This window comes from Trichococcus shcherbakoviae, assembly GCF_963666195.1.
Classification (GTDB): domain Bacteria; phylum Bacillota; class Bacilli; order Lactobacillales; family Aerococcaceae; genus Trichococcus; species Trichococcus shcherbakoviae.
In genome coordinates, this window is record NZ_OY762653.1 from 1055482 (window position 1) to 1076143 (window position 20662).

The following is a 20662-nucleotide window of genomic DNA, read 5'->3' on the forward strand; positions in this document are numbered from 1 at the left end:
TTTTTTAATATATTCTGTATCGCGACTCCGAGGAACCGAATGCTTGCTCACATTTCCGAAAGTCTGTCCTTAACGCTCTCGTACTCTTCCTGCGTGATGAGGCCTTCCGCCAATATTTCTTTTAAGCAGTGGATTTCCGCTTCCAGGTAATCTGGCAAAACGGGTTGCGGATTCTTTAAGGAAGTCTCTTTTTCATCCGGACGCAATCCTTGGATTTTGTCCAAAACGACATGGAAATGAGGCTCTTTCTTTGCAGCAGCGTTGGTGGACATTTCCACAAACCAGCCATCAAACTTCATCCTTAATTCCTCTTTCCGCATTTGCGTGTACTGGATGCTGAACACATCCTCTTTATGCTTGTCCTCAGCCATCGCTTTGGATTTGATCAGGTATATTTTTTCGTCGGTCACCAACACATATTTTTTCGGATTCTCTTTCATCCCGAAATGAAGGTACTCCCCTTCAGAACAATACTGCTCAGCTAATTGCAGAATAACATCTTGGCACGTTACGGACACAACTGTCTTCTCACCAATCTTCACCATGTTACCACCCCTTCTGCTTAATCCCCCGGAAACATTCAATCACTCATTTGCTCGGTCTGTAGTCTATGCGGTCCTACATTTATGGCTGAAATGCTATACCCCTATTATCGCATCCGGAACAACAAAAGTGCTGTTCTTCCGGTGTGCTTCGGCAAGTATTTCCGCCGAGGAACACTGCCCCACCCATCCAAAAAAACAGCAACGCAGAGGACCGGAAAAGGACCTTCGCATTGCTGTTCTATTTATAGTATTTCATGTCTGCATCATTTTACGGAAAGACGATCTGTGCTTTTGCAGAACATTTTCCGCCTGCTCATTTCTGCTATGACTGCCGTCAAAAGATCCAAGCGTTGCTTAATGGAATCCAGCTCCACATATTCATGATCGGTATGGAAAGCGCCGCCGATCAGACCGATGCTGCAGACCGTCGGAACACCGACACTGGTCGTGAAGTTGGCGTCGGATACGCCTCCCGATTTCTTGAACGAAACGAACGTGTCCATTTGCTTGCCGACATCCTCGAAGACGCTCCGCAACGCTTTCGCTCCCGGCACATCGACCATAGGTGGCCGCTTACCGATGGCTTCTATTTCGATGCCGATCTCCATTTCGGTTGCATGACTCTGCAATTCCTCCAACATAACAAAGAAGGCCGTGACGTCCGTGGGATTTGAGTAACGGTAGTCCAATTCCATCTGGGCGTGCTCGGGGACGACATTCGGTACGCTACCGCCTTGGATGGTGCCCGCGTTGACCGACACACCGGCATCGTAATCAATCAAAGTATTCATGCGAACGATCCAATGAGCCAATTCGTTGATGGCACTGCGCCCTTCCTGGGGAGCGTCGCCGGCGTGGGAGGGCCGGCCCTTGAAATGGATCTTCAGTTTTTCGATGCCTTTCCTTTCCTTGATCATCGAACCGTCCGCTGAACTCGGCTCCATGACGAAGGCGAACTTGGCCGTTTTTGCTTTCGCGATGATCACTTCGCGGGAATAAAAGGAGCTGATCTCCTCATCCGGATTGTGGATCACACAGATATTGAGGCTTTGCTTCAGTTCTGCGGGCAAGTTTTCCAGCAAATAAGCCGTCAACAGGCTGCAGCCTTTCATGTCATAGACGCCAGGCCCATAAAGCCGCTCTCCTTCTATCTTGAAAGGCCGTCTGCTCGCTTCGCCATCCAGGAACACAGTATCAGTGTGGCCGATGAAGAGCAGATCGATGGGTTCGTCTGGAGCATTCGTCGCCACCAATACCGGCCCCACCTCCGGACCGACCGAAACCAGCTCGGTCAGAAAACCTTGCTGCCTATATTTCTCTTCCAAAAACGCCGCCACTTCCCGTGTGCCCGCAGGATTTCTGCTGCCACTGTCGATATTGACGATCGTCTCCAATTCACGTAAATACTGATTCCTATCGAAGCCCATGAACATTCCCCCTTGGCGAAATTATAGCATCCACCCTAGCTTAAAATATACTGTTTTATTCGAGTGTTCTCAAATTAACCCTGACATTACGTGTATCCTTATTTGACGAAGCCTCTATCCAATCGCTTTTTTACTGACAAATACCGGGCACTGTTGCTCGCCTATAATCGCGGCTGCAGCGCCCGGTAATCTTTCAATAACAGGATTTACTTGATAGAAAGTTCCGGTTCAAATTCCTGATACAATTCCCAAGGCACTTCCTTTTCCAGTTTGTATTGGATTTCGATCGGTTTTTCGTTCCGATGGGACATTGGCGTGATTTCACCGAGATAGATGAACTTGGAAGTGACATTGTCTATCTGTTTAAATTTGCGGGCAAACAGATGCAACGTCACGCCGCGGTTTTCGGAATTGACGAAATCTTGGCCGCGATCCGTAGCAACTTTTGTGCTGTTCGGTGACTCCCACTGGAATTGCTTGGTGCTGATGAATTTGTCCTTATAGTTGACCCGTTCTTCAACATCCTCGCCTTTATGGAGATCGACAAAGAAGAAATAATGGTTGATTTCATCATTCTTCAGGACCCCTTGTCCCCTGAAAGATGAATGGGTCTTTTTATAGTTGGATACCAATGCAATGTCCCGCATGGTATATTCCTCGTAAAGTTTCAGATGAGGAATCCCATAATTCAGGGTACCGAAAGCCTTCAAGTAGCGCATCCGTCCATAATGCAGGATATCCGTGATAAAGAAACGATAGGTCTCATCAGCAAGGATTTTCGCAAACTCCGGTGTACGCTGCAGCGTTAGATTGTGATCCATGGAAACGATAGGTCTCGTTTTATCTCTTTCTCCTTTATCCGCAAATTCCATGGCCAAGGTGCGGAAGGCATGCAGCACAGTGGCCTCATCCACTGAATCAACGTATTCCAACAGCTCGCTTTTCGCTTCCGCCAACGTACACGTCTCATGCATCAACAAGTATTCCAAAATGATCCATTCATGCGGACGGATCAAAGGCAGCCATTGGGAAAGTGTCGACAGAATATTCATAAACAGAGTGTCTGAAGTCAAAGTTTGCACATATTCATTGTTCTCTTCTACTCTGTTGATAAACTCCAGATAATTTCTTGAGGACACTGTTCCGGCTCTATGAAAATAAGTGACCGGATCGGGAGCAGCGTCCACTTTCAAATAGTCCTGTAACGACCAAGGGATTTTCCCGCTATTCAGGTTTTTGAACTCCAGATAACTGTTTTTCAAGTAAGCCAGACTCGAAAACTTCTCCCGTTCGAGCTGTTCCAGAATCTGTTGCTTGCTGATCTCATCCAACTGGATATGGGTCGCTCCCGGCAAATCCGAAAAATTGCGTTTCACTGACGTTTTAACGCTGTCCTTGTCGTAAAAGCGGCGCCCGTTCAGCGCGATCGCAATCAGGAAGCTTTTGCTGTAGTTGCCGATGAAGTCCAAGACCGTCAGGAATTCCTTGTTGTCTTTTTTGCGCAAGCCGCGGCCTAATTGCTGGGTGAAGACGATGGAAGATTGGGTCGGTCGCAGCATCATGACCAGATTGACGCCGGGAATATCAATCCCTTCATTGAAAATATCCACGGTGAAGATCACCTCCAGATCAGAATCTTCCGCTTCCAGTAATTTCGTGTAGGCTTCTCTTCTGGTTACTTTATCGCCACCAGATAAAGCGATGCTCGGGATACCCCGTTCATTGAATTCCGCCGCCATAAATTCTGCGTGCGCAATCGTCATACAGAAGCCTAACGCTTTTCGCTTCAAGCCATCATGCCCATAGTAGTTCATTTTTTCGACGATGAAGTCCACTCGCCGATGAACACTGAGGCGCTGGGCAATTTGATCAGGCGTCAGCTTCTCCGAATCCTTTAAGTCGACACCCGATTCATCAGTGATGCCAAAATAGTGGAACGGCACCAGCAAATCGTATTCCAAAGCCTCGCGCAGCCGAATTTCAACAGGCACATTGTTATCGAACAAGTCAAAGATGTTGCCGCCATCCGTCCGCTCTGGAGTCGCAGTCATCCCTAACAGAAATTTGGGATTAAAATGCTCGAGAACCTCCATATATCTCGGACTTGTCGCATGATGCGCTTCATCCACGATGATATAGTCGAAATGCCCCGGGTCATATTCTGCATAAATATTCTTCATGCTCTGGATTGTCGCAAACAAATAATCAGACTGATGCTCTTTGGATGTCCCCGATAAAATGCCGGTCGATTTATCCTTCAGATTGATGATTTTTTTGAAAGACGACATCGCACTATGCAGGATGTCTTCCCGATGCACCAGAAATAAAAGCCGCTCTGGGTTTGCCTGCTTCACATCAAAAGCAGCTAGGAACGTTTTGCCGGTTCCGGTGGCAGCCACCACTAACGCCTTCTCCTGGTGTTTTTCCCGCAGCCGCATCAGCTTTTCTATCGCTAATTCCTGCATCATGTTTGGTTTGATCGAGGGTCCGCGCGTGAATTGGAAAACCATAGGATAAGACTCTTGGACAACGAGGTCTTTTTTGCGATCCGTCAAGAAGCTTGCGTAGTCATCGATGAAGGCGTCGTCCAATATTTCACTGCTCTCCCAAATCAGGTTGTAGGCTTCCATGATTTCCGAGATGAATTCCTCGTCCTCATTGTCGTCCTTGGTGATGATTTGAAGATTCCATTCGATGTTACTTTTCAAGGCGCTTTGGGTAATGTTAGAAGAGCCGACGATGACTTTGTAATAATTGGTATATTCAAAAATATAGGCTTTAGGATGGAAGCCGGTTTGATGAGTAGCGACAAAGATGCGGGTATCAATATGCTGAAATGCCTTTAATCGGGTCAACGCGTACGGTTCCGTAAAATTCAGGTAAGTCCCCGTCAGTATTTTTCCCGACGCACCATTCTGTGCCGCTTTCTGGATCGGATCCAACAATAATTGCAGTCCGGAAAAGTTGATGAAGGCCACGTTCAAATAAAAGCGTTGGCATGTTTCCAATGATTGGACCAGTTCGTCCAATAAGGTCCCTTTTTTGCTGTTGGTTATCAACGAATACATGGCTTCACCTCGCTTGTGTCTTTACTCATCAGTTTATCATATCGATAATATTTTACTAGATCATGTAGAGATAATTATTCTATATACGCATATCTTATTTGTGTCTCTTTTTTCCTTTCGAGGTGTATTCTTTTACATCTGCCTCCAACTGCTCTAAACTGAATAATAGTAAACGTTATCATATCAGGAGGTTATTTAATGACAACTAAAGATGTATTCACTTTTTACAACGGTGTGACGATTCCCTCCATCGGTTTCGGCACATGGCAAATCCCTAACGAAGAAGCCTATGCAGCGGTGACGATGGCTTTGAAGAATGGCTATACGCACATCGATACGGCACATGCCTATCACAACGAAGAAAATGTGGGAAAAGCGATCCGCGATTTTGGCATTGCCCGCGAAGAAGTGTTCGTGACCAGCAAATTGCCGGCGCAAATCAAAGATTTTGACGGTGCGCTGCAGCATTTCGAGGAAACCATGAACAATCTCGGTCTGGATTATTTGGACCTTTACTTGATCCATGCGCCATGGCCATGGGATGAGATCGGCAAGGACTGCACCGAAGGCAACATCCAAGTTTGGAAAGCCATGGAACAGCTCTATGACGAAGGCCGAATCCGCGCCATCGGGGTTTCGAACTTCTCCATCAAAGACCTGCAAGCGATCCTGGACAATTGCGACATCGTACCGATGGCAAACCAGATCCCTTTCTACATCGGCCGCGACCAGAAGGACTTGCTGACTTTCTGCAAGACACACAAAATCGTCGTCGAAGCCTATTCACCTTTAGCTACCGGCGCTATTCTGGATAGCCCGGAAATCAAGCAGATGGCCGAAAAATACGGCGTGACGCCGGCGCAATTATCCATCCGTTACTGCCTGGAGAAGGATACCTTGCCTTTGCCGAAGTCCACGCACGAAGCGCGCATCATCGAGAATGCGCAGCTGGATTTCAGCATTTCACCGGAAGATGTGGCGATTCTGGATGCCCTGAAAGATGTCCGCGCAAACTAAATAACCAACAAAAAAATCCTTAAAATGGGATTCGTGCCCATTTTAAGGATTTTTCTGTTTTTACAAATGATAATTTTTACGGGGAGGCATAAGGCCGAAGGAAACAAGCCCCACGACAACAGCACCTGCTAACGATGCAGCGCCTGTCCACATGATCGCCATGATCGACGCACTTCCCACGACGATCCCCCCGATGGCCGCACCTGCAGCAAACCCGAACTGGATGAAAGTGCTGTTCAGGCTCAGCATGATGCCGGACGCTTCGGGAGCGATGGAGACCAGATTAAAGTTCAGCGTCGGTCCGCATGCCCAGGCGGCGATGGACCAGATCATCAGCATGGAAACGATGAGAATCACCGATCCGGAAAAGATCGGGATGAGCATCAACGCAAGGGCTTGGGCTATGATTCCACCCACCAGCGTGTGGGCGGCACCAAATCGATCCGCCAAAAAGCCTCCAAGCTTGGATCCGATCAGACTCGCAATTCCGAGGAAAAGGAGAATCATACTGATGCGTGATTCCATCGACGGCATGACCGCCAGCAGAAATGGAGTCGTGTACGAATTGACCACCGAATAGGCGAAAAACATTAAAAACGACACGCTGAGTGCCATAAATATTTTCGGGTTCTTCAGCAATGCCAGTTGCGCGCTGAGCGGTATTGGCGCTTCTCCTGCCGCAGCCGGAATCATCCGGATCACGGCGAGTATGGACAGCAGCGTCAGGATGCCGATGACCACAAAAATGATCCTCCAGTCAAAAGCAGCAACCATGACACGGGCAATCGGAACACCGATGACCAGAGCGGCGCTGGCTCCCATCGCAAGATTCGACAAGGCCATGGCCTGCCGTCCGGGAGGAGCCATCTTGGCAACGAGCGCATAAGCGCTGATGTTGTAGATCCCGGTCCCAACACCAAGCAGGCTACGGGAAACCATCAGGAATCCGAACCCTGGCAGGGCCACCGTGGAAATCGTGCTGATCAGTACTGCAGCAAGCCCGATCAGCAGTTGCTTGCGTCTGTCCATCTTCGCGGTCGCCATCATGAAAATCGGAGTGCCGATGGCGGCGGCCAATGAAAAGGCTGTGATGACCTGCCCCACTGTCGATACCGAAACCCCCACTGAGAATGCCACTTTATCCAGGATACCCCCGATGACGAACTGCAACGTGCCGACCAGGAAACTGATGAATGTCAGCAAATAGATTTTGCCTTTGATATCCGTTGTGTTCTCAATTGTTTTTTCCATCGTAGTTTTGATCACTCCTTTGGTTGTATTGTTATTAGGGCAATCATTGGAAAGGAATATGTCGACCTGTGTTTACAAGGAAATTTTACCATAATTGAGCACAACGGGATAATTTTGAGGTGAAAAAAAACATGGGTAACTATCGTGAATCCATGTTTTCGGATAATTTCGCGACTGAAAACATGAATAACTTTCGTGAATTCATGTTTCTGGATGATATCGCGACCGAAACCATGAATAACTCAAATGAATCCATGTTTCCAGGTCTGTTTCCATCAAAAAAAGCAAAAACGGTCGCTCGCCCAGCTCCGGTGAGGCGCACGCTCACCGAATTTCTTCGGTAATTTTCAGCCGCAACTCCGACGAGGCTGCGCTCATCGGAGTACGCAAGCGAAATGTGGTCCGAACTACGGCGAAGGCACCGTTCACCTGAGCTGGGGCCCCCGCCGGCCTCAAAACGTTCGCAAAGATAGTTACCGGACAAACAGAAAAGACAAAAAAACCAGAGTGCCGCCTCGCAAAGAGACGGCCCCTGGTAGCTTTCATTTTATTTCTCCTCAGATCATACCCGCTATCCCTGTTTCGATGATTTCCATCTGCAGCAGGGTTTCTTCGTCCTTGGTGACTTTTTCCGCACCGTTCACGATTGCGTTGTACAAATCGTCGTAGACTCTGGCGTAATCGCCTTTTTCGGAGACAACTTTCTCTTCATTGTAGACCCCTTCATCATCCATATACGTCAGAACCCCGTAATGTTCAGGCAGGTCGACACCGAAATCGGAATTGTTCGGCATGTGGAACAGCTTCAGATGCTCTTCTTGGCGGTCTCGGGTCTGTTTCACGAACATGCCCTTTTTGCCGTAAGCGACAAAACTCGGACGCTCTTTCAGCCTGAAGAAGCTGGATTTGATGGAAACCTTCAGATTCTGATAATGGAAATCCAAATCGAAGTAATCGTTCATCCGGCCCGGCCCCAACAATTGGCGCACATCATAGTGGATTTTGTCCGGTTTGCCGAAATAGGAAAGGACCTGATCGATGGTATGGCTACCGATTCCGTACAGGTAGCTTGTATCCTTGGTGAAGCTGTCGATCGCTAAAGGAATTTCCGGACGATAATAATCGATGGCTATCTCGACTTCCAACAGATCGCCTAATTTGCCGCTTTCGATGACTTTCTGCGTCGTCAGGAAGTCCGAATCATAGCGTCTGTTCTGGTAACACTGGACCAGCAAGCCCTTTTCTTTCGCGTAAGCAAAAATGGCGGCCGCTTCTTCGGATGTTGCCATGAAGGGTTTTTCGACCAGTACATTTTTGCCGTGATCCAAAGCTTGTTTGGCGAACTCGTAGTGGGAATTCGTATGCGTGCAGATGACCACCAACTGGATGTCATCATCCTCCAGCACATCCGCAATATTCCCGGTGTAGTGGATGCCCTCGATTTTTTCCCAATCACTCTTCTCCGGATTCCGGCTATAGATTGTTTTGACTTTGATGTTGCTTCTTGATAAAGAAAATGGCAGATGATAACGGTTCGTGCTTTTTCCGTTTCCGATGTATCCGATTGTCAGCATATTTTCTCCTCCTAAATGATTGTATCTTCCTCTCTATATTGTAGCGGTATATATCGGAATGTAAACAAATCCGGGTTGAATCGGTACAAAAGTGCGGTCTTTTTTGGTTCGGGTGCTGCCTTTTGTACCAAATGTTCAGCGCAGATTGTTCCGTTTGTGTATTTCCTGTTGCAATATTAGTGGATTTTAGTAAAGTTGAAAATAAATATTGTGAGAGTCGCTCCGGCCCTGTATAATTAAATGTAAGTTAACGTTTACATGAGTTTGTCAGCTTGGGTTCTTTCCGCAGCACTAAACAGCAATTTTCATATTTTATTTTCATTTACTAGTTTCAACACTATAAGATTGGGGGACACTAATGATACAGAAAAGACAGCCTACTATGAGTGGCGCAGAGGAACTCTACGAGCGATTAAAATTTAGGTTATTGACCGGCTTTGCCCTATTGATGGGCGGTGTGGCCTTCCTGTTCAACAGCCCACGCGAAATTTATGAAGGCAACCTCACCATACTGGCCTCTCCGGCTAATCTTTTTACGGATTACATGGCGTTGACGAATGTCGGCGCGGCCTTGTTCAACGTTGCCTTGATGACTTTGCAGGCTCTCTGGATTGTCCGGATGGCGGATGCCAAGATTAACGGTCCGGTCATAGCCGGCATTTTGACAATTGCGGGATTCGCTTTTTTTGGCAAGAACTTATTCAATTCCATGCCAATCAGCATCGGTGCCTTCACTTATGCAAGAGTCACAAAAGTACCGATGCACAAATCATTGCTGGCCGCCCTTTTCGGAACCGCCTTGGCACCACTGGTCAGTGAACTCTCCTTCAGCCTAGGCATCGGTCAACCCTATGGTGTGCTTCTTGGGCTGGGCGCCGGTTTCATTTCCGGCTTCCTGATCCCCCCCTTGGCGCATCATTTCGTTACCTTCACAAGAGGATTCAGCCTCTATAACGTCGGCTTCACCTGCGGCATCATCGGAACGGTCTTCATCTCTTTGATGCGCAACTTCGGCTTCGAGATCAAAACAGCAAATATCCTTGCCAGCGGCTACAATGGCCCATTTTCAGTGCTGCTCTTTTCATTGTTCAGTGGCATGTTCCTGATTGGCTTGTGGCTCAACGGATGGAGCTTCAAGGGGTTGAAGCGAATCATGCGCCATTCGGGCCAATTGTCTACTGATTACCTGGAGCTTGGCGGTTTGGGTGCGACGCTCATCAACATGTCTTTTCTTGGATTCCTGTCTACGACTTACATTCTTTTGATGGGGGGAGAAATCAACGGTCCCGTTTTGGGAGGAATCTTCACAGTCATAGGTTTTGGAGCCTTCGGGAAAAACGTCAAGAATGTCCTGCCGATCCTGATTGGGGTCACTCTGATGGGCCGACTCAACTATCAGGACAATCAGTCAACCATCGTGCTGATTTCGGCACTGTTCGGTACAACCTTGGCACCTTTGGCCGGTCGCTACGGGAACATAGCGGGCATCATCGCCGGAGTCATGCATCTGACGTTGGTCATGAATATCGGCTATCTCCATGGCGGCGTCAACCTCTACAATAATGGCTTTTCGGGCGGACTTGTCGCTTCGATATTGGTTCCAATCCTGGAAGCATTTCACCTTCACCGGGCCAACCAACGGGCTTTGCGTGGGCCAGTCGATCCGGCTGATGAAGTAGAAGTGGAACACCTTAAGTAGCATAAATATTCAACCAGTTTTTTAGAAGTTCAAAAAGAGATGCCTAACGAAAGGATTTTACTTCCTTCATTAGGCATCTCTTTTTTAGATGAACAGACGGATCGCAGCAATCGCGGTCATGATCATGATGATGCGTTTGTACCACACTTCGTTTATCTTCCTGACGAAAGTGATTCCCACCCAACTGCCGAATGCGATGAACGGAATCATCAGCAGCATGTACCGGAGTGTTCCCCAGGTGACGGTGCCCCACATGAAGATATGGAAAGGCAATTTCACAATGTTCATCAACAGGAAGAACCAGGCAGTTGTTCCGATCATCTTATTCTTGGAGATGTCTTGCGACAGCAAATAGACGTTGAAAATTGGCCCCGCCGCATTCCCGACCATCGATGAAAAACCGCTGACAGCCCCAACCATCCAGTGGAAGATTGGATTTTTCGGAAGCTGTAAAACTCTTTTGGTCACCTCTCTGTAGACCAACAGCCCCAAGCAAATCAACACGACGATACCCAATAAAGCTTTAAACTGCTTGTCATCGAGATAATTGCCTGTGATGGCTCCTATGGCGATACCAATTACGGCTGCGGGCAACAATTTCAGGACGTCACTGAATTTACCTTGTTTGCCGTACTGAAAGATGGCGATAAGATCCCCTAGCATCAGCATCGGCAACATAATGCCGGCTGACGCCTTACCTCCGAACAAAACCGCAACGAGTGCCACTGCCGGTATTGTCGCACCTTGTATGCCTGTTTTCGAAAAACCGATGATGATCGCGGCAATGATCAACATTACCCATTCAATCCCGTTCAAACCCAACATTCTGTAACCCCCCCTCCAACGATTCTTTCATTTTACCGATTATCCCCAAAAATGACAATGACTCAGAGACCACAATCCAGAAAACGCTTAATCACCTCGGTTACTAGAAAAAAGTACGTGTGAATTGGGTTTGGCGGTCATCCAAACCTCGCAATCAACAACAAAAAGTGTTAAAATGTAACCAAAGACTTATGACCACAATGACTGTTCCCTCCACCATCGCTCTTCAACGAGCCCACTTGCTTCATAACCATTTTTGTAACCGCCTTCACCGCTGCGCTTCTAACGACTTTGCAAGATATTCCCACATCCGATAGACTTTCTGAAACGTGTTCGCCCCTGCTTCAGGATGGCCTTTCCTTGTGTATTTTTCAGATCCATCACCTTTCTTGCGCCCAAAACTCAAAAAAAATCTGTAAAGGGTGTGACACACCATGATCGTCAACCGTAACACAATCAGGGAACAGAACGAAACCATCGTTTTGACAGCAATCATCAATCATCCCAATACCTCAAGAGCGGCCATCTCTCATGATTCCGGACTCAATAAGGCAACCGTATCTGAAATTGTCAAAAAACTGCTTAAGGAAAAACTTGTCGTCGAACTCGGGACAGGTCAAAGTTCTGTTGTTGGCGGGAGAAAACCGGTGTTGTTGAAGGTGAATGCGAATGGCGGATACGCGATGAGTTTGACCATTACACAAACAAAGATTTCTTCTCTCGTCTGCAATCTTCAAGGCAGAATCGTCGCGCATTATGATTTGGTCAGAAAAGTGGAGGCCAGCAATATCATCGACAGCATCGAGGAAGTGGTCGTCTACCACAGGAAGAATCTCAATAAGACGCCATTTCGCTTCGTGGGTATTGTTGTCTCTATCGACGGCTTTGTGCATGAAGATGAGATAGTAGCATCAACTAACAAAATGTTAGAGCATCTGACCGCCAAACATCTAGAGAGCGACGCAATCAACTGCCCGATTTTCCTGGAGAACCAGAATAATCTAGCGGTGATTGCCGAAGCTGTATTCGCCCATTCTCCGGGGAATATCATCAGTATCGATCTGGATGAAGGCATCGGTTCCGGCATCTTGCTGCAGAACCGGTTGTTCCGAAGCAAAAACAGCTTGGCGGGCAATCTGGGGCACACGATCCTCTATCCATTCGGGAAAGACTGCGACTGCGGCAAACAAGGCTGCCTGAACCAATATTGTTCAACGAGTGCTTTGGTTGCGGAAATCAGGGACCTCAAGAAGGCTCCCGCACTTAAGCTTGCCGATCTGATTACCTTGTATAAAACAGGCGATGCAGATGCCAAAAATGTAGTGGAACATCTCGTGCTGCATATGAGCATCGCGATCAGCAATGTCGTCAGTCTGTTCGATCCGGAAAAAGTCTATCTGAATGGCGACCTCTTCCGTGCATTGCCGGAATGTGTGACAGCAATCCAAACGGAATTGAACCGGAAGTCCGGACAAAACGTTCCGGTGAGTTTGTCCACACTGGGGGAAAACGGCGCACTTTTGGGCGGTATCGCATTGGCACTCCAGCATTTCTTCCAGGTTCTGCAATTGCAGTTGCATTTTGAAGATTGAATTTTCGGATGAATGGAGCCGAAAATCCGCCTCTTTCTGTCGTCACATCCTCACGGGTGTGACGTTTTTTTTGACACTCCCTTGCTTTTTGTTGATTATTAATATAAGATTTTATATAAATAAACATGTATCCGGTTTCGTGAAACGACATTCCATACTGTGGAATGCCTTTTTGTTATATGGAAAACCTGGCATGAATCACATTTTACTTATCACGATGTAGAGAGGAACTATTATATGACCTTACGCCACTATCTATCTTTTTTATCTGCGGCCTTTTTGATCATGGCCATGTACATTGCCGGAAATGCGGTTGGTTTCTTCGTTGAGCCGATTACCATGGAATTAGGCTTCACTCGCAGTGCTTTTTCGCTTTACATCAGCCTGTCGACTTTGACCGGCGTCTTCGTGCTTCCCCTGATCGGACAATTTCTACCTAAATTTGGCGCAAAGCGCTTACTGATCGGAGGAGGACTCTGGGTTTCGCTTGGATTTGTTTGGTTGGCATTTGCCACCCATTTATGGCAATTTTATCTAGGAGGCATCTTCCTCGGTCTATTCATGATGCCAATCACCATGTTTCTGGCGATTTTGTTGATTAATAATTGGTTCACCGCCAAAAAAGGATTGATGATGGGCTTATTGAATGCCTCCGGAGGACTTGCGGGAGCCATCGTTTCGATGATCATGCCGACATTTCTGGATAATTTCGGTTGGCGCATGGGTTATTTTTTGATTGCAGGACTTTTCGCGCTCTTAACTGTCCCGAACGCCCTCTTTTTGTTGGTGGAAAATCCAGGTAGTATCGGCCTGAACGCTTATGGGGATGAACTGTCCGCTCAAACCCAAAACAATGAACCTATACATGCTCTGTCCATCCCTTATGAAGAAGCCAAAAAGATGAAATCGTTTTACATCCTATTCATAGGCATTTTCCTTTCCGCTTTCGGAGGCGGAATGATGCAACATCTGCCGGCGCACTTTAGTGGCCTGGAGTTCACATCCGGACAGGTCGGCTCGTTGTTCTCGCTCGTCATGGCTGGCATGATCATCGCCAACATTTCGGTGGGAGCCCTCAATGATAAAATCGATTCGACCATCACGCTTACAGTTGTTGTTGTCTGCATGGTGATTGCCTTGTTCTTCCTTGCGACCACCCGCTCTTTCCTGGCCTTGTCGATCGTCATGTTCATCCTCGCGTTCGGACTCGGTGGACCAGCGGTGTTGACACCATTGGTCGTGAGCGAAGTCTTCGGTATCGGGGATTACCCGCGTATCTGGTCCATCCTTGGTATGGCGCCTTCCATAGGGATGTCCATCTCCGGCCCGCTTTGGGGAGCTGTTTATGACGTAACTGGCTCATATGCAATCGGCATGTATGCGATGATGGGCTTGGCCATAATCTACGGCATCTGTTACCTTTTTGCATTGAAAAATGGCCCGTTAAAACAGCCACTTAACGTAACCAGCATCTAAAATCAGGTAATCGAGTAGGAGGAGCCAAAGGCTCCGACCTCTCACACCACCGTGCGTACGGTTCCGTACACGGCGGTTCAATAACTTAAGTATCTACGCTGGTATAGTTGATTGAGGTCTTTCAGACCCCAACTAGCCAGCCTTTTTTTGTTAATGGCCCGGTGAATGGTCTGGTTCTTAGACATTCTCCAGTAGCCTTTACGGGAATTCGCAACTTTCCAAGCTTCTTCTCTATCAATGCCATAACGCATCAATCCGTAGAAGCGGGTAGAGACTCTTTTCCATCTCTTCCAAATTAGCTGCCTTAGTCGATGATTCAGCCATTGAGCCGTTTCCCTGATAAAGTTTTTCATATCACCAATGCCATAGTAGTTTATCCATCCTTGCGTATACTGATTGATTTCTTTTACTATGTCTTGAAAGGTTCCTGGTCGTTTCCGACTGGTTAGCTGTTTTAATCGTTTTCGGAATTTCTGTTTAGCCGTCTTATGTGGACGGCTTCTGACTTTCCCATCGTTTTCCAAATGGTGAACCCAAGGAATTTAGCACTACCTGGGGTAGTGACTTTACTCTTATCGGTATTCACCGTCAGTTTCAGTTTCTTCTCAAGGAAGGTAGTGACACTAGCTAGCACCCGTTCTCCCGCACGAGGAGTCTTGGTGTATATGCAGAAATCATCCGCATAACGAACGAAGCGATGGCCACGTTTTTCCAATTCCCTATCCAGCTGATTGAGATAGATATTGGCTAATAGCGGGGAAATTACCCCTCCTTGAGGGGTGCCTTTGTAGGATTGGATAAACACATCCTGTTCCATGATGCCAGAACGAAGAAAACTCCAGATTAACTTCAGTACAATCTCGTCTTGTATGAATTCCCTCAGATACACCATCAGTTTTTGATGATTGACTGTATCGAAATAATTCTTCAAGTCACAATCGACGATTGTTTTGTATCCTTCTTCAATGTATTTCTCAGCTTGTTTAATTGCATCATGCGCGCTTCTTCCTTTTCGAAAACCGAAACTATACCTGGAAAAGTTTGGGTCAAACAGCGGTTCAATTATCTGTAAGATAGCCTGTTGAACAACTCTATCTCTCACTACAGGAATTCCCAGATTACGCATACTGCCATTTTCCTTGGGTATGGATACCCGCTTGACCGGTTGTGGCTTGTAGGTCCCATCCAACAATTTTGCAATGATCGCCTTTTGGTACTTGCCCATATGTTCATCTATTTCCTGAACCGTGATGCCATCAATACCTGCAGCGCCTTTGTTTTTGTAGACTTTCTCGCAGGCAATGACTAAATTCCTTGGTGTTGCGATTCTCTCGATTAACGTGATACCATCTTGTTTCTTCATATCCATGCTGTATCTCTCTACGCTTCTCCATATCTCTTTCGTTTCCAACTTATCCCTTCTGGAGATAGCCGCCATTTCGGTCTATACCACGACGTTTTCTGTAGTGCCGAGATACATTCACCTCCTTGTTTCTATCAAGATTATTATTGTTCAGCCCTTCGTGACCCTATGGTCACTACTATGGCTTCTGCTGACTTCTTATGACAAGCTTTACTCCATGATTCCTCATGTCCATAAGACCTCCCCGGGTAAGAATGATAACCTTCCACTCGTGTCACTGCCTCATTTACTGTAAGAGATTCGTGCAGTATAGGATTTTACTTTGTACAGCAAGCTCGTCCGTCTCTATCCAGCCTTATATGAGATTTCTGTTCGTCAGTGCGAGTATTTGCGTCCGACTTCCTTCAGATTCCACCTCACGGTGGACACCCTTGTCATTCGCTAACAGTTCCTACTGCAAAGCCTGTAGTGGACTTTCACCACCAAGTTATCACCCATGCCGGGCACACTGTTGAAAAAACGCACAGTCGGCTGACTGTGCGTTTTTGTTTTTTCTATTTTTTTAGCCATTTTTTCAATGGATTTTTCTTCTTCAGGTTAGCCAAGACCTCTTTGACATCCTGATCCTTGGTTCCCATTTTCAGGCGCTCTTGCATTTTTTCGCGCATCAGCGTCTCGATGTTGCTGAGGTCCGGATACTTGCCGTCCTTTTCACCTTTTGCCACAACGGTCAGCACCTCGATGTAGCTCATCGCCAGCGCGGTCGTCAACACGGCAGCCGTGGCGCCGCTGATGACCCCTCCGACGATCGTCCCCGCACCGGGAATCAGCTTCAGCAGGTTGGACACGATGTACCGACCTAAATAAGTGGCTCCCCCTGTTCCGCCGACAGCGCCTATCACGCTGGTGATGGTGGCTTTATCCATCGAAATACCGAAAATGGCAGTAATGTGGGCCAGCATGCCGATCTGCATCGGCACAAGGACAGTCGCATCTGAAAAAGGGATCGGCGTGAACCCAACACCGAATGTGGTCACAATGTATTTTGTCGCCCAACTTCGGGATGCTTTCGCTTTACGCGCGATGTCCACCTGTTGGGCGTTGTTAAAAGCCTCTTTCGTCTCCTCCGGCAGCAACGCAAACGTCCGCTCGATCAATTCCTTCAATCCGCTCTGCGGAAGCACCAGTTCATCCGTGATGGCGTAAGGTTCCGCCATCACGTTCAGCACCCCGGCAATCGGCAAGTTCAGATTTTCAATGTATTGCTTCAGCTCGTTCGCAGGCTGACCGATCGATTGCGTCAGGACGACCAACACCGGCAATAATCCGGAAAGTTCTTCCATAAAGGCGATCTCCGATTCCTCGATGCGGGAGGAATGCGCATTGATGCAATAATAGACCAAATGGATCGCATTATCGGCCCCTTCCTTTTGGCTCTTCTTGATGGCATCGATGATTTCCCGTTTTACCTCGGTTTGAATCGGATGGCCCAATTCCAACCCGCGCGTATCATACAGCACAATCGGCATGCCTTCCCTCGCGATCCGCCGCAAGTGTTTCGTGACAGGTTTTCCGATTCCGGTCTCAGCCATCCGTTCCCGGAAGACATTGTTGATCAGCGTACTTTTCCCGACACCCGTCTTCCCCGCCAGCAGGATATTGACGGGATGCATGTTTTCCACTTCTTCTTTTGTCTTGTTCAGTATCTCCTGGACCACATTCAAATCAAGGTTTCCTCTTCCCATGACGCTTCCTCCTGTCGCTCAAACACAAACATGCTAATTTATGGTACGATCACGTTCCTCTGGTTATTTCCACCACGCTTTGGGAAATGAAATAATATCCGTACTCTCCCATCCGTTCCGGCGAGTCTTTCATGCCGTTCGTCACCCAGGAGTAGATCATCCCTTGGTAGGCGAAGGAAACGGCGGTGATCCAGTGTTCATAAGGTATAACAGTCTTTTTCGACCGGAGCTGATCTTCCAAACGTCCCCTCAGATAAGTGTTGAATTTGAGCGGAAAAGAGTAGCTGCTTCGCCCGTTGAAAAGAACACTGAAGAAGCGCTCGTTTTCTTTGATGTAACTGAAGATATCCGTGAACGCCTCGACCGTCTTTTGCCTGAATTCCGTTTCCGTTGCCCCGGATAAAGCTGTTTTCGTGATGGCTTTCCCTCTGTCCTGAAGTTCCAGAATCAGCGCATCGATATTCTTTTCCAACAAATCATGTTTATCGACATAATGCAGGTAAAAAGTTCCCCGATTCACTTTTGCCCGTCCGGTAAGTTCCCTCACCGTCACTTCTTCGATGGATTTTTCTTCCAACAGAGTTATCAACGCATGCAAAAGGTTTTTCTTTGTGGCTATGACGCGCTTGTCCTGCGATTGTTTATTAGGATTCATTGTTAGCTCCTGCTTCCAGAGTCTGATTCGGAATTCTTTTCTGATATAGACTTCCAAAATGCTAATATGATTATAGTATAGCCACCCCGAGATAACAAGTTTAACGGCCGCCCTTCCGGGAATCCTCCACGGCAAAAAAACTGCTCCAGCCCATTGAATGGACCGAAGCAGTTTTTTTCCGATAGAAGGCAGGCTTACACTATTGCCGTCAATTAATCGTCGTTGCTTCCGCCGCCGAAAAGCAACAGCAGACGGAGCAGTTGCAGGAAGCTCATGAAGGCCGCCGCGACATACGTCATGGCTGCTGCGACAAGAACTTTGCGGGCTTTCGGCACTTCTTGCGCATTCAGGATGCCACCGTTCGACAGAATCTTCAGCGCGCGTCCGGATGCATTGAATTCGACAGGCAATGTGACCACTTGGAACAAAAAGCTGAACGAGAAGAAGAGGATCCCCAAATTGAGGAACGTCTGGTTCATGCCCGCAAATACGCCGATCATGATCATCGGCATGGATACCATCTGACCAAAATTGGCGGCTGGGAACAACCCGGCACGCAAGCGCAACGGAATGTAATTTTTTTGGTCCTGGATTGCGTGACCGACTTCATGGGCAGCGACGCCGATAGCCGCAACCGAAGTCGAGTTGGCTGTCGTGTCTGAAAGACGCAACACTTTGGCGCGCGAGTCATAGTGGTCCGTCAAATCCCCGCGGACGCGTTCGATCTGCACATCATGGATGCCCGATTGCTCAAGGATGAAGCGTGCTGCATCCGTAGCGGTGTAACCGTTTTGGCTTTTCACTTGGTTATAGGTATTGAAAGTACGTTTGACGAATCCCGAAGCAATCATGGAAACCACGATACCTAGGATGATCAATATATAGGTGCTATCGAAGAATGGATACAACATGTCTCATCAACCTTTCTTTTATTTACTCTACAGTATAGCATCCGATTGTGAAGAAAGGATGAAGGATGCTTACGTTGGTGTAATTTTATCAAATTCTTTAGATATTGTTGTTGGCAAAACCAGATCCCGGTTGGTCGGAGGAGGTTGTCTGGAGCGATCCTCTACTCCTGTAAGGAATCCGCCCGCCGGAGGACGCGGCTGAACTCCGGCCAACCCTCCGTTCACCGGAGCAGCGCGCTGCTCGTGGGTTTCCCGCAAATCAAAGGCTGCCCCACAACGAGACAGCCACAGTTTTTCTATTGATTTTATTTCCGGTATTTTTGCATGGCTGTGACTAGGCGTTCCATCGCTTCCATCAGCGTTTTCGTTGGAGCACCTAGGCTGATTCTTTCGTATCCGCGACCTTCATCCCCGAAGATGTAGCCTTCATCCAGGAACACTTGCGCCTCCTGCTCCGTGATTTCTTCCAATTGCTTGTGCGACAAACCGAAGGCACTGAAATCCATCCATTGCAGGTAGGTGCCTTCCAGATCGAAGACAGTCACTTCCGGCAGTTCCTTCGCCAGGAAATCCTTTAGCGTTTCGTGATTATGCCAGATCAAAGCTTTGAATTCTTCAAGCCAGTCCTCGGCTGCCGTGTAGGCGATCTCTGTCGCCTTCAAGCCGATAACATTGGTTCCTCCGCCGATGCCGGTCATTTCCATATCCATCTTGAAAGCTGTGTGGAGCTTTGGATTCGAAATGATGACGTTGGAATTGCGCAGGCCCGCGATATTGAAGGACTTGCTGGCGGCGGTTGCCGTGATGCAGATGTCCGCTGCTGCTTCAGAAATGGCTGCCATCGGTGTGAAGACATGACCGGGCATGATCAGATCGTGGTGGATTTCATCCGCCAAAATCACGACATCATTGGCGGCGCAGATATCGACCACTTTCGCCAGTTCCGCTTTGGTCCAGACGCGGCCGACTGGATTATGCGGGTTGCTGAAGAGCATCAGTTTGGTGTTCGGATCTTTGGCTTTATCGGCCAAGCCCTCAAAATCGATTTCGTAACGATCGCCGTTGCGGACCAACGAATTGTTGATGAGCCTGCGTTTCGTGTTCTTGATCGACTTCATGAACGGATAATAGACCGGCCCCATGTAAAGGACGCCATCACCCGGTTCTGTGTATGCCCGGATTGCGGAATAGAACGCCGCGATGATGCCCGGTGTGCAGATGATCCATTCCTTCTTGATTTTCCAATCATGGCGGTTCCCCATCCAATTAATGATTGCCCTGTAATAGTCTTCGGTCGGCAAATCATAGCCCATAACGGCCGTTTCGATATATTCCTGCAGCCCTTTGACGATCTCCGGTGCTGTCTTTATGTCCAAATCCGCTACAGAAAAAGGATAAACATCCTTCCCCACATTCGGATTGCTTCTGTACATGGCTGCCCATTTTTCGGACCCGGTGTTGCTCCGATTGACGGGTGTTTCGAAATCATAATTCATCTACTCATCCTCCAAACA

At 47.8% G+C, this 20662-nt stretch carries 17 protein-coding genes; 5 read left to right on the top strand and 12 right to left on the bottom strand.

Features of this window, described 5'->3' with window-relative positions; translation table 11 throughout:
* Positions 1 to 47: 47 nt before the first annotated feature.
* The 3 genes from ACKPBX_RS04880 to ACKPBX_RS04890 all read right to left on the bottom strand — a co-directional run bounded on the left by ACKPBX_RS04880 (position 48) and on the right by ACKPBX_RS04890 (position 5040).
* Positions 48 to 545: a hypothetical protein gene (locus tag ACKPBX_RS04880; RefSeq protein WP_319996144.1), complete on the bottom strand. Its 498-nt coding sequence runs from the start codon at positions 543 to 545 to the stop codon at positions 48 to 50.
* 263 nt (positions 546 to 808) lie between these two features.
* The gene (locus ACKPBX_RS04885; RefSeq protein WP_319996145.1) at positions 809 to 1972 is read right to left on the bottom strand and encodes a M20 family metallopeptidase; all 1164 of its coding nucleotides are present in this window, start codon (positions 1970 to 1972) and stop codon (positions 809 to 811) included.
* A 206-nt stretch (positions 1973 to 2178) separates the two neighbouring features.
* The gene (locus tag ACKPBX_RS04890) at positions 2179 to 5040 is read right to left on the bottom strand and encodes a DEAD/DEAH box helicase (protein ID WP_319996146.1); all 2862 of its coding nucleotides are present in this window, start codon (positions 5038 to 5040) and stop codon (positions 2179 to 2181) included.
* A 198-nt stretch (positions 5041 to 5238) separates the two neighbouring features.
* Between ACKPBX_RS04890 and ACKPBX_RS04895 the strand changes: the two genes are divergently transcribed.
* A complete protein-coding gene (locus ACKPBX_RS04895) occupies positions 5239 to 6057 on the top strand; it encodes an aldo/keto reductase (protein ID WP_319996147.1) in 819 nt (272 codons plus the stop codon).
* A gap of 60 nt (positions 6058 to 6117) precedes the next feature.
* Here the strand turns inward: ACKPBX_RS04895 and ACKPBX_RS04900 are convergent, their stop codons facing one another.
* On the bottom strand, positions 6118 to 7308 hold the full coding sequence (locus tag ACKPBX_RS04900) for an MFS transporter (protein WP_319996148.1): 1191 nt from the start codon (positions 7306 to 7308) through the stop codon (positions 6118 to 6120).
* Between the two features lie 131 nt (positions 7309 to 7439).
* On the opposite strand from ACKPBX_RS04900, the gene ACKPBX_RS04905 reads away from it, so the two are divergent.
* Complete coding sequence (locus ACKPBX_RS04905) at positions 7440 to 7652, top strand: hypothetical protein (RefSeq protein WP_319996149.1); 213 nt, start codon at positions 7440 to 7442, stop codon at positions 7650 to 7652.
* Between the two features lie 213 nt (positions 7653 to 7865).
* Here ACKPBX_RS04905 and ACKPBX_RS04910 read toward each other — a convergent pair whose 3' ends face one another.
* Positions 7866 to 8882, bottom strand: coding sequence for a Gfo/Idh/MocA family oxidoreductase (locus ACKPBX_RS04910; RefSeq protein WP_319996150.1), 1017 nt, complete (start codon positions 8880 to 8882; stop codon positions 7866 to 7868).
* A gap of 358 nt (positions 8883 to 9240) precedes the next feature.
* Here ACKPBX_RS04910 and ACKPBX_RS04915 point away from each other — a divergent pair, with 358 nt between their 5' ends.
* Entirely contained in the window at positions 9241 to 10581 is a 1341-nt protein-coding gene (locus ACKPBX_RS04915) for a DUF1576 domain-containing protein (protein ID WP_319996151.1), read from the top strand.
* Between the two features lie 84 nt (positions 10582 to 10665).
* Here the strand turns inward: ACKPBX_RS04915 and ACKPBX_RS04920 are convergent, their stop codons facing one another.
* Positions 10666 to 11406 carry a sulfite exporter TauE/SafE family protein gene (locus ACKPBX_RS04920; RefSeq protein WP_319996152.1) on the bottom strand — a complete coding sequence of 247 codons (741 nt, stop codon included), beginning with the start codon at positions 11404 to 11406 and terminating at the stop codon, positions 10666 to 10668.
* 434 nt (positions 11407 to 11840) lie between these two features.
* On the opposite strand from ACKPBX_RS04920, the gene ACKPBX_RS04925 reads away from it, so the two are divergent.
* Both ACKPBX_RS04925 and ACKPBX_RS04930 read left to right on the top strand, forming a co-directional pair.
* Positions 11841 to 12998, top strand: a complete 1158-nt coding sequence (locus tag ACKPBX_RS04925; RefSeq protein ID WP_319996153.1) for an ROK family transcriptional regulator — start codon at positions 11841 to 11843, stop codon at positions 12996 to 12998.
* 237 nt (positions 12999 to 13235) lie between these two features.
* Positions 13236 to 14474 (top strand): MFS transporter, encoded by a 1239-nt coding sequence (locus ACKPBX_RS04930; RefSeq protein ID WP_140185400.1) that lies wholly within the window; start codon positions 13236 to 13238, stop codon positions 14472 to 14474.
* Between the two features lie 77 nt (positions 14475 to 14551).
* On the opposite strand, the gene ACKPBX_RS04935 is transcribed toward ACKPBX_RS04930, so the two are convergent.
* From ACKPBX_RS04935 to ACKPBX_RS04960, 6 genes are all read right to left on the bottom strand, one after another.
* Entirely contained in the window at positions 14552 to 14998 is a 447-nt protein-coding gene (locus ACKPBX_RS04935; protein ID WP_319996154.1) for a group II intron maturase-specific domain-containing protein, read from the bottom strand.
* Positions 14929 to 15885 (bottom strand): group II intron reverse transcriptase/maturase, encoded by a 957-nt coding sequence (gene ltrA, locus ACKPBX_RS04940; protein ID WP_319996155.1) that lies wholly within the window; start codon positions 15883 to 15885, stop codon positions 14929 to 14931. The genes ACKPBX_RS04935 and ltrA overlap by 70 nt, the downstream gene beginning before the upstream one ends.
* Before the next feature lie 506 nt (positions 15886 to 16391).
* Complete coding sequence (locus ACKPBX_RS04945; RefSeq protein WP_140185401.1) at positions 16392 to 17582, bottom strand: YcjF family protein; 1191 nt, start codon at positions 17580 to 17582, stop codon at positions 16392 to 16394.
* Positions 17583 to 17631: 49 nt separating this feature from the next.
* Entirely contained in the window at positions 17632 to 18237 is a 606-nt protein-coding gene (locus ACKPBX_RS04950; RefSeq protein ID WP_140185402.1) for a TetR/AcrR family transcriptional regulator, read from the bottom strand.
* A 212-nt stretch (positions 18238 to 18449) separates the two neighbouring features.
* Positions 18450 to 19148, bottom strand: coding sequence for a zinc metallopeptidase (locus ACKPBX_RS04955; protein WP_119092328.1), 699 nt, complete (start codon positions 19146 to 19148; stop codon positions 18450 to 18452).
* Between the two features lie 305 nt (positions 19149 to 19453).
* Complete coding sequence (locus ACKPBX_RS04960; protein ID WP_140185403.1) at positions 19454 to 20644, bottom strand: MalY/PatB family protein; 1191 nt, start codon at positions 20642 to 20644, stop codon at positions 19454 to 19456.
* Positions 20645 to 20662: the final 18 nt, after the last annotated feature.

What these genes read in the sequence shown, in the direction of transcription:
- ACKPBX_RS04880 (WP_319996144.1), bottom strand. Translation starts at nt 545, where the DNA reads ATGGTGAAGATTGGTGAGAAGACAGTTGTGTCCGTAACGTGCCAAGAT.
- ACKPBX_RS04885 (WP_319996145.1), bottom strand. Translation starts at nt 1,972, where the DNA reads ATGGGCTTCGATAGGAATCAGTATTTACGTGAATTGGAGACGATCGTC.
- ACKPBX_RS04890 (WP_319996146.1), bottom strand. Translation starts at nt 5,040, where the DNA reads ATGTATTCGTTGATAACCAACAGCAAAAAAGGGACCTTATTGGACGAA.
- ACKPBX_RS04895 (WP_319996147.1), top strand. Translation starts at nt 5,239, where the DNA reads ATGACAACTAAAGATGTATTCACTTTTTACAACGGTGTGACGATTCCC.
- ACKPBX_RS04900 (WP_319996148.1), bottom strand. Translation starts at nt 7,308, where the DNA reads ATGGAAAAAACAATTGAGAACACAACGGATATCAAAGGCAAAATCTAT.
- ACKPBX_RS04905 (WP_319996149.1), top strand. Translation starts at nt 7,440, where the DNA reads ATGGGTAACTATCGTGAATCCATGTTTTCGGATAATTTCGCGACTGAA.
- ACKPBX_RS04910 (WP_319996150.1), bottom strand. Translation starts at nt 8,882, where the DNA reads ATGCTGACAATCGGATACATCGGAAACGGAAAAAGCACGAACCGTTAT.
- ACKPBX_RS04915 (WP_319996151.1), top strand. Translation starts at nt 9,241, where the DNA reads ATGATACAGAAAAGACAGCCTACTATGAGTGGCGCAGAGGAACTCTAC.
- ACKPBX_RS04920 (WP_319996152.1), bottom strand. Translation starts at nt 11,406, where the DNA reads ATGTTGGGTTTGAACGGGATTGAATGGGTAATGTTGATCATTGCCGCG.
- ACKPBX_RS04925 (WP_319996153.1), top strand. Translation starts at nt 11,841, where the DNA reads ATGATCGTCAACCGTAACACAATCAGGGAACAGAACGAAACCATCGTT.
- ACKPBX_RS04930 (WP_140185400.1), top strand. Translation starts at nt 13,236, where the DNA reads ATGACCTTACGCCACTATCTATCTTTTTTATCTGCGGCCTTTTTGATC.
- ACKPBX_RS04945 (WP_140185401.1), bottom strand. Translation starts at nt 17,582, where the DNA reads ATGGGAAGAGGAAACCTTGATTTGAATGTGGTCCAGGAGATACTGAAC.
- ACKPBX_RS04950 (WP_140185402.1), bottom strand. Translation starts at nt 18,237, where the DNA reads ATGAATCCTAATAAACAATCGCAGGACAAGCGCGTCATAGCCACAAAG.
- ACKPBX_RS04955 (WP_119092328.1), bottom strand. Translation starts at nt 19,148, where the DNA reads ATGTTGTATCCATTCTTCGATAGCACCTATATATTGATCATCCTAGGT.
- ACKPBX_RS04960 (WP_140185403.1), bottom strand. Translation starts at nt 20,644, where the DNA reads ATGAATTATGATTTCGAAACACCCGTCAATCGGAGCAACACCGGGTCC.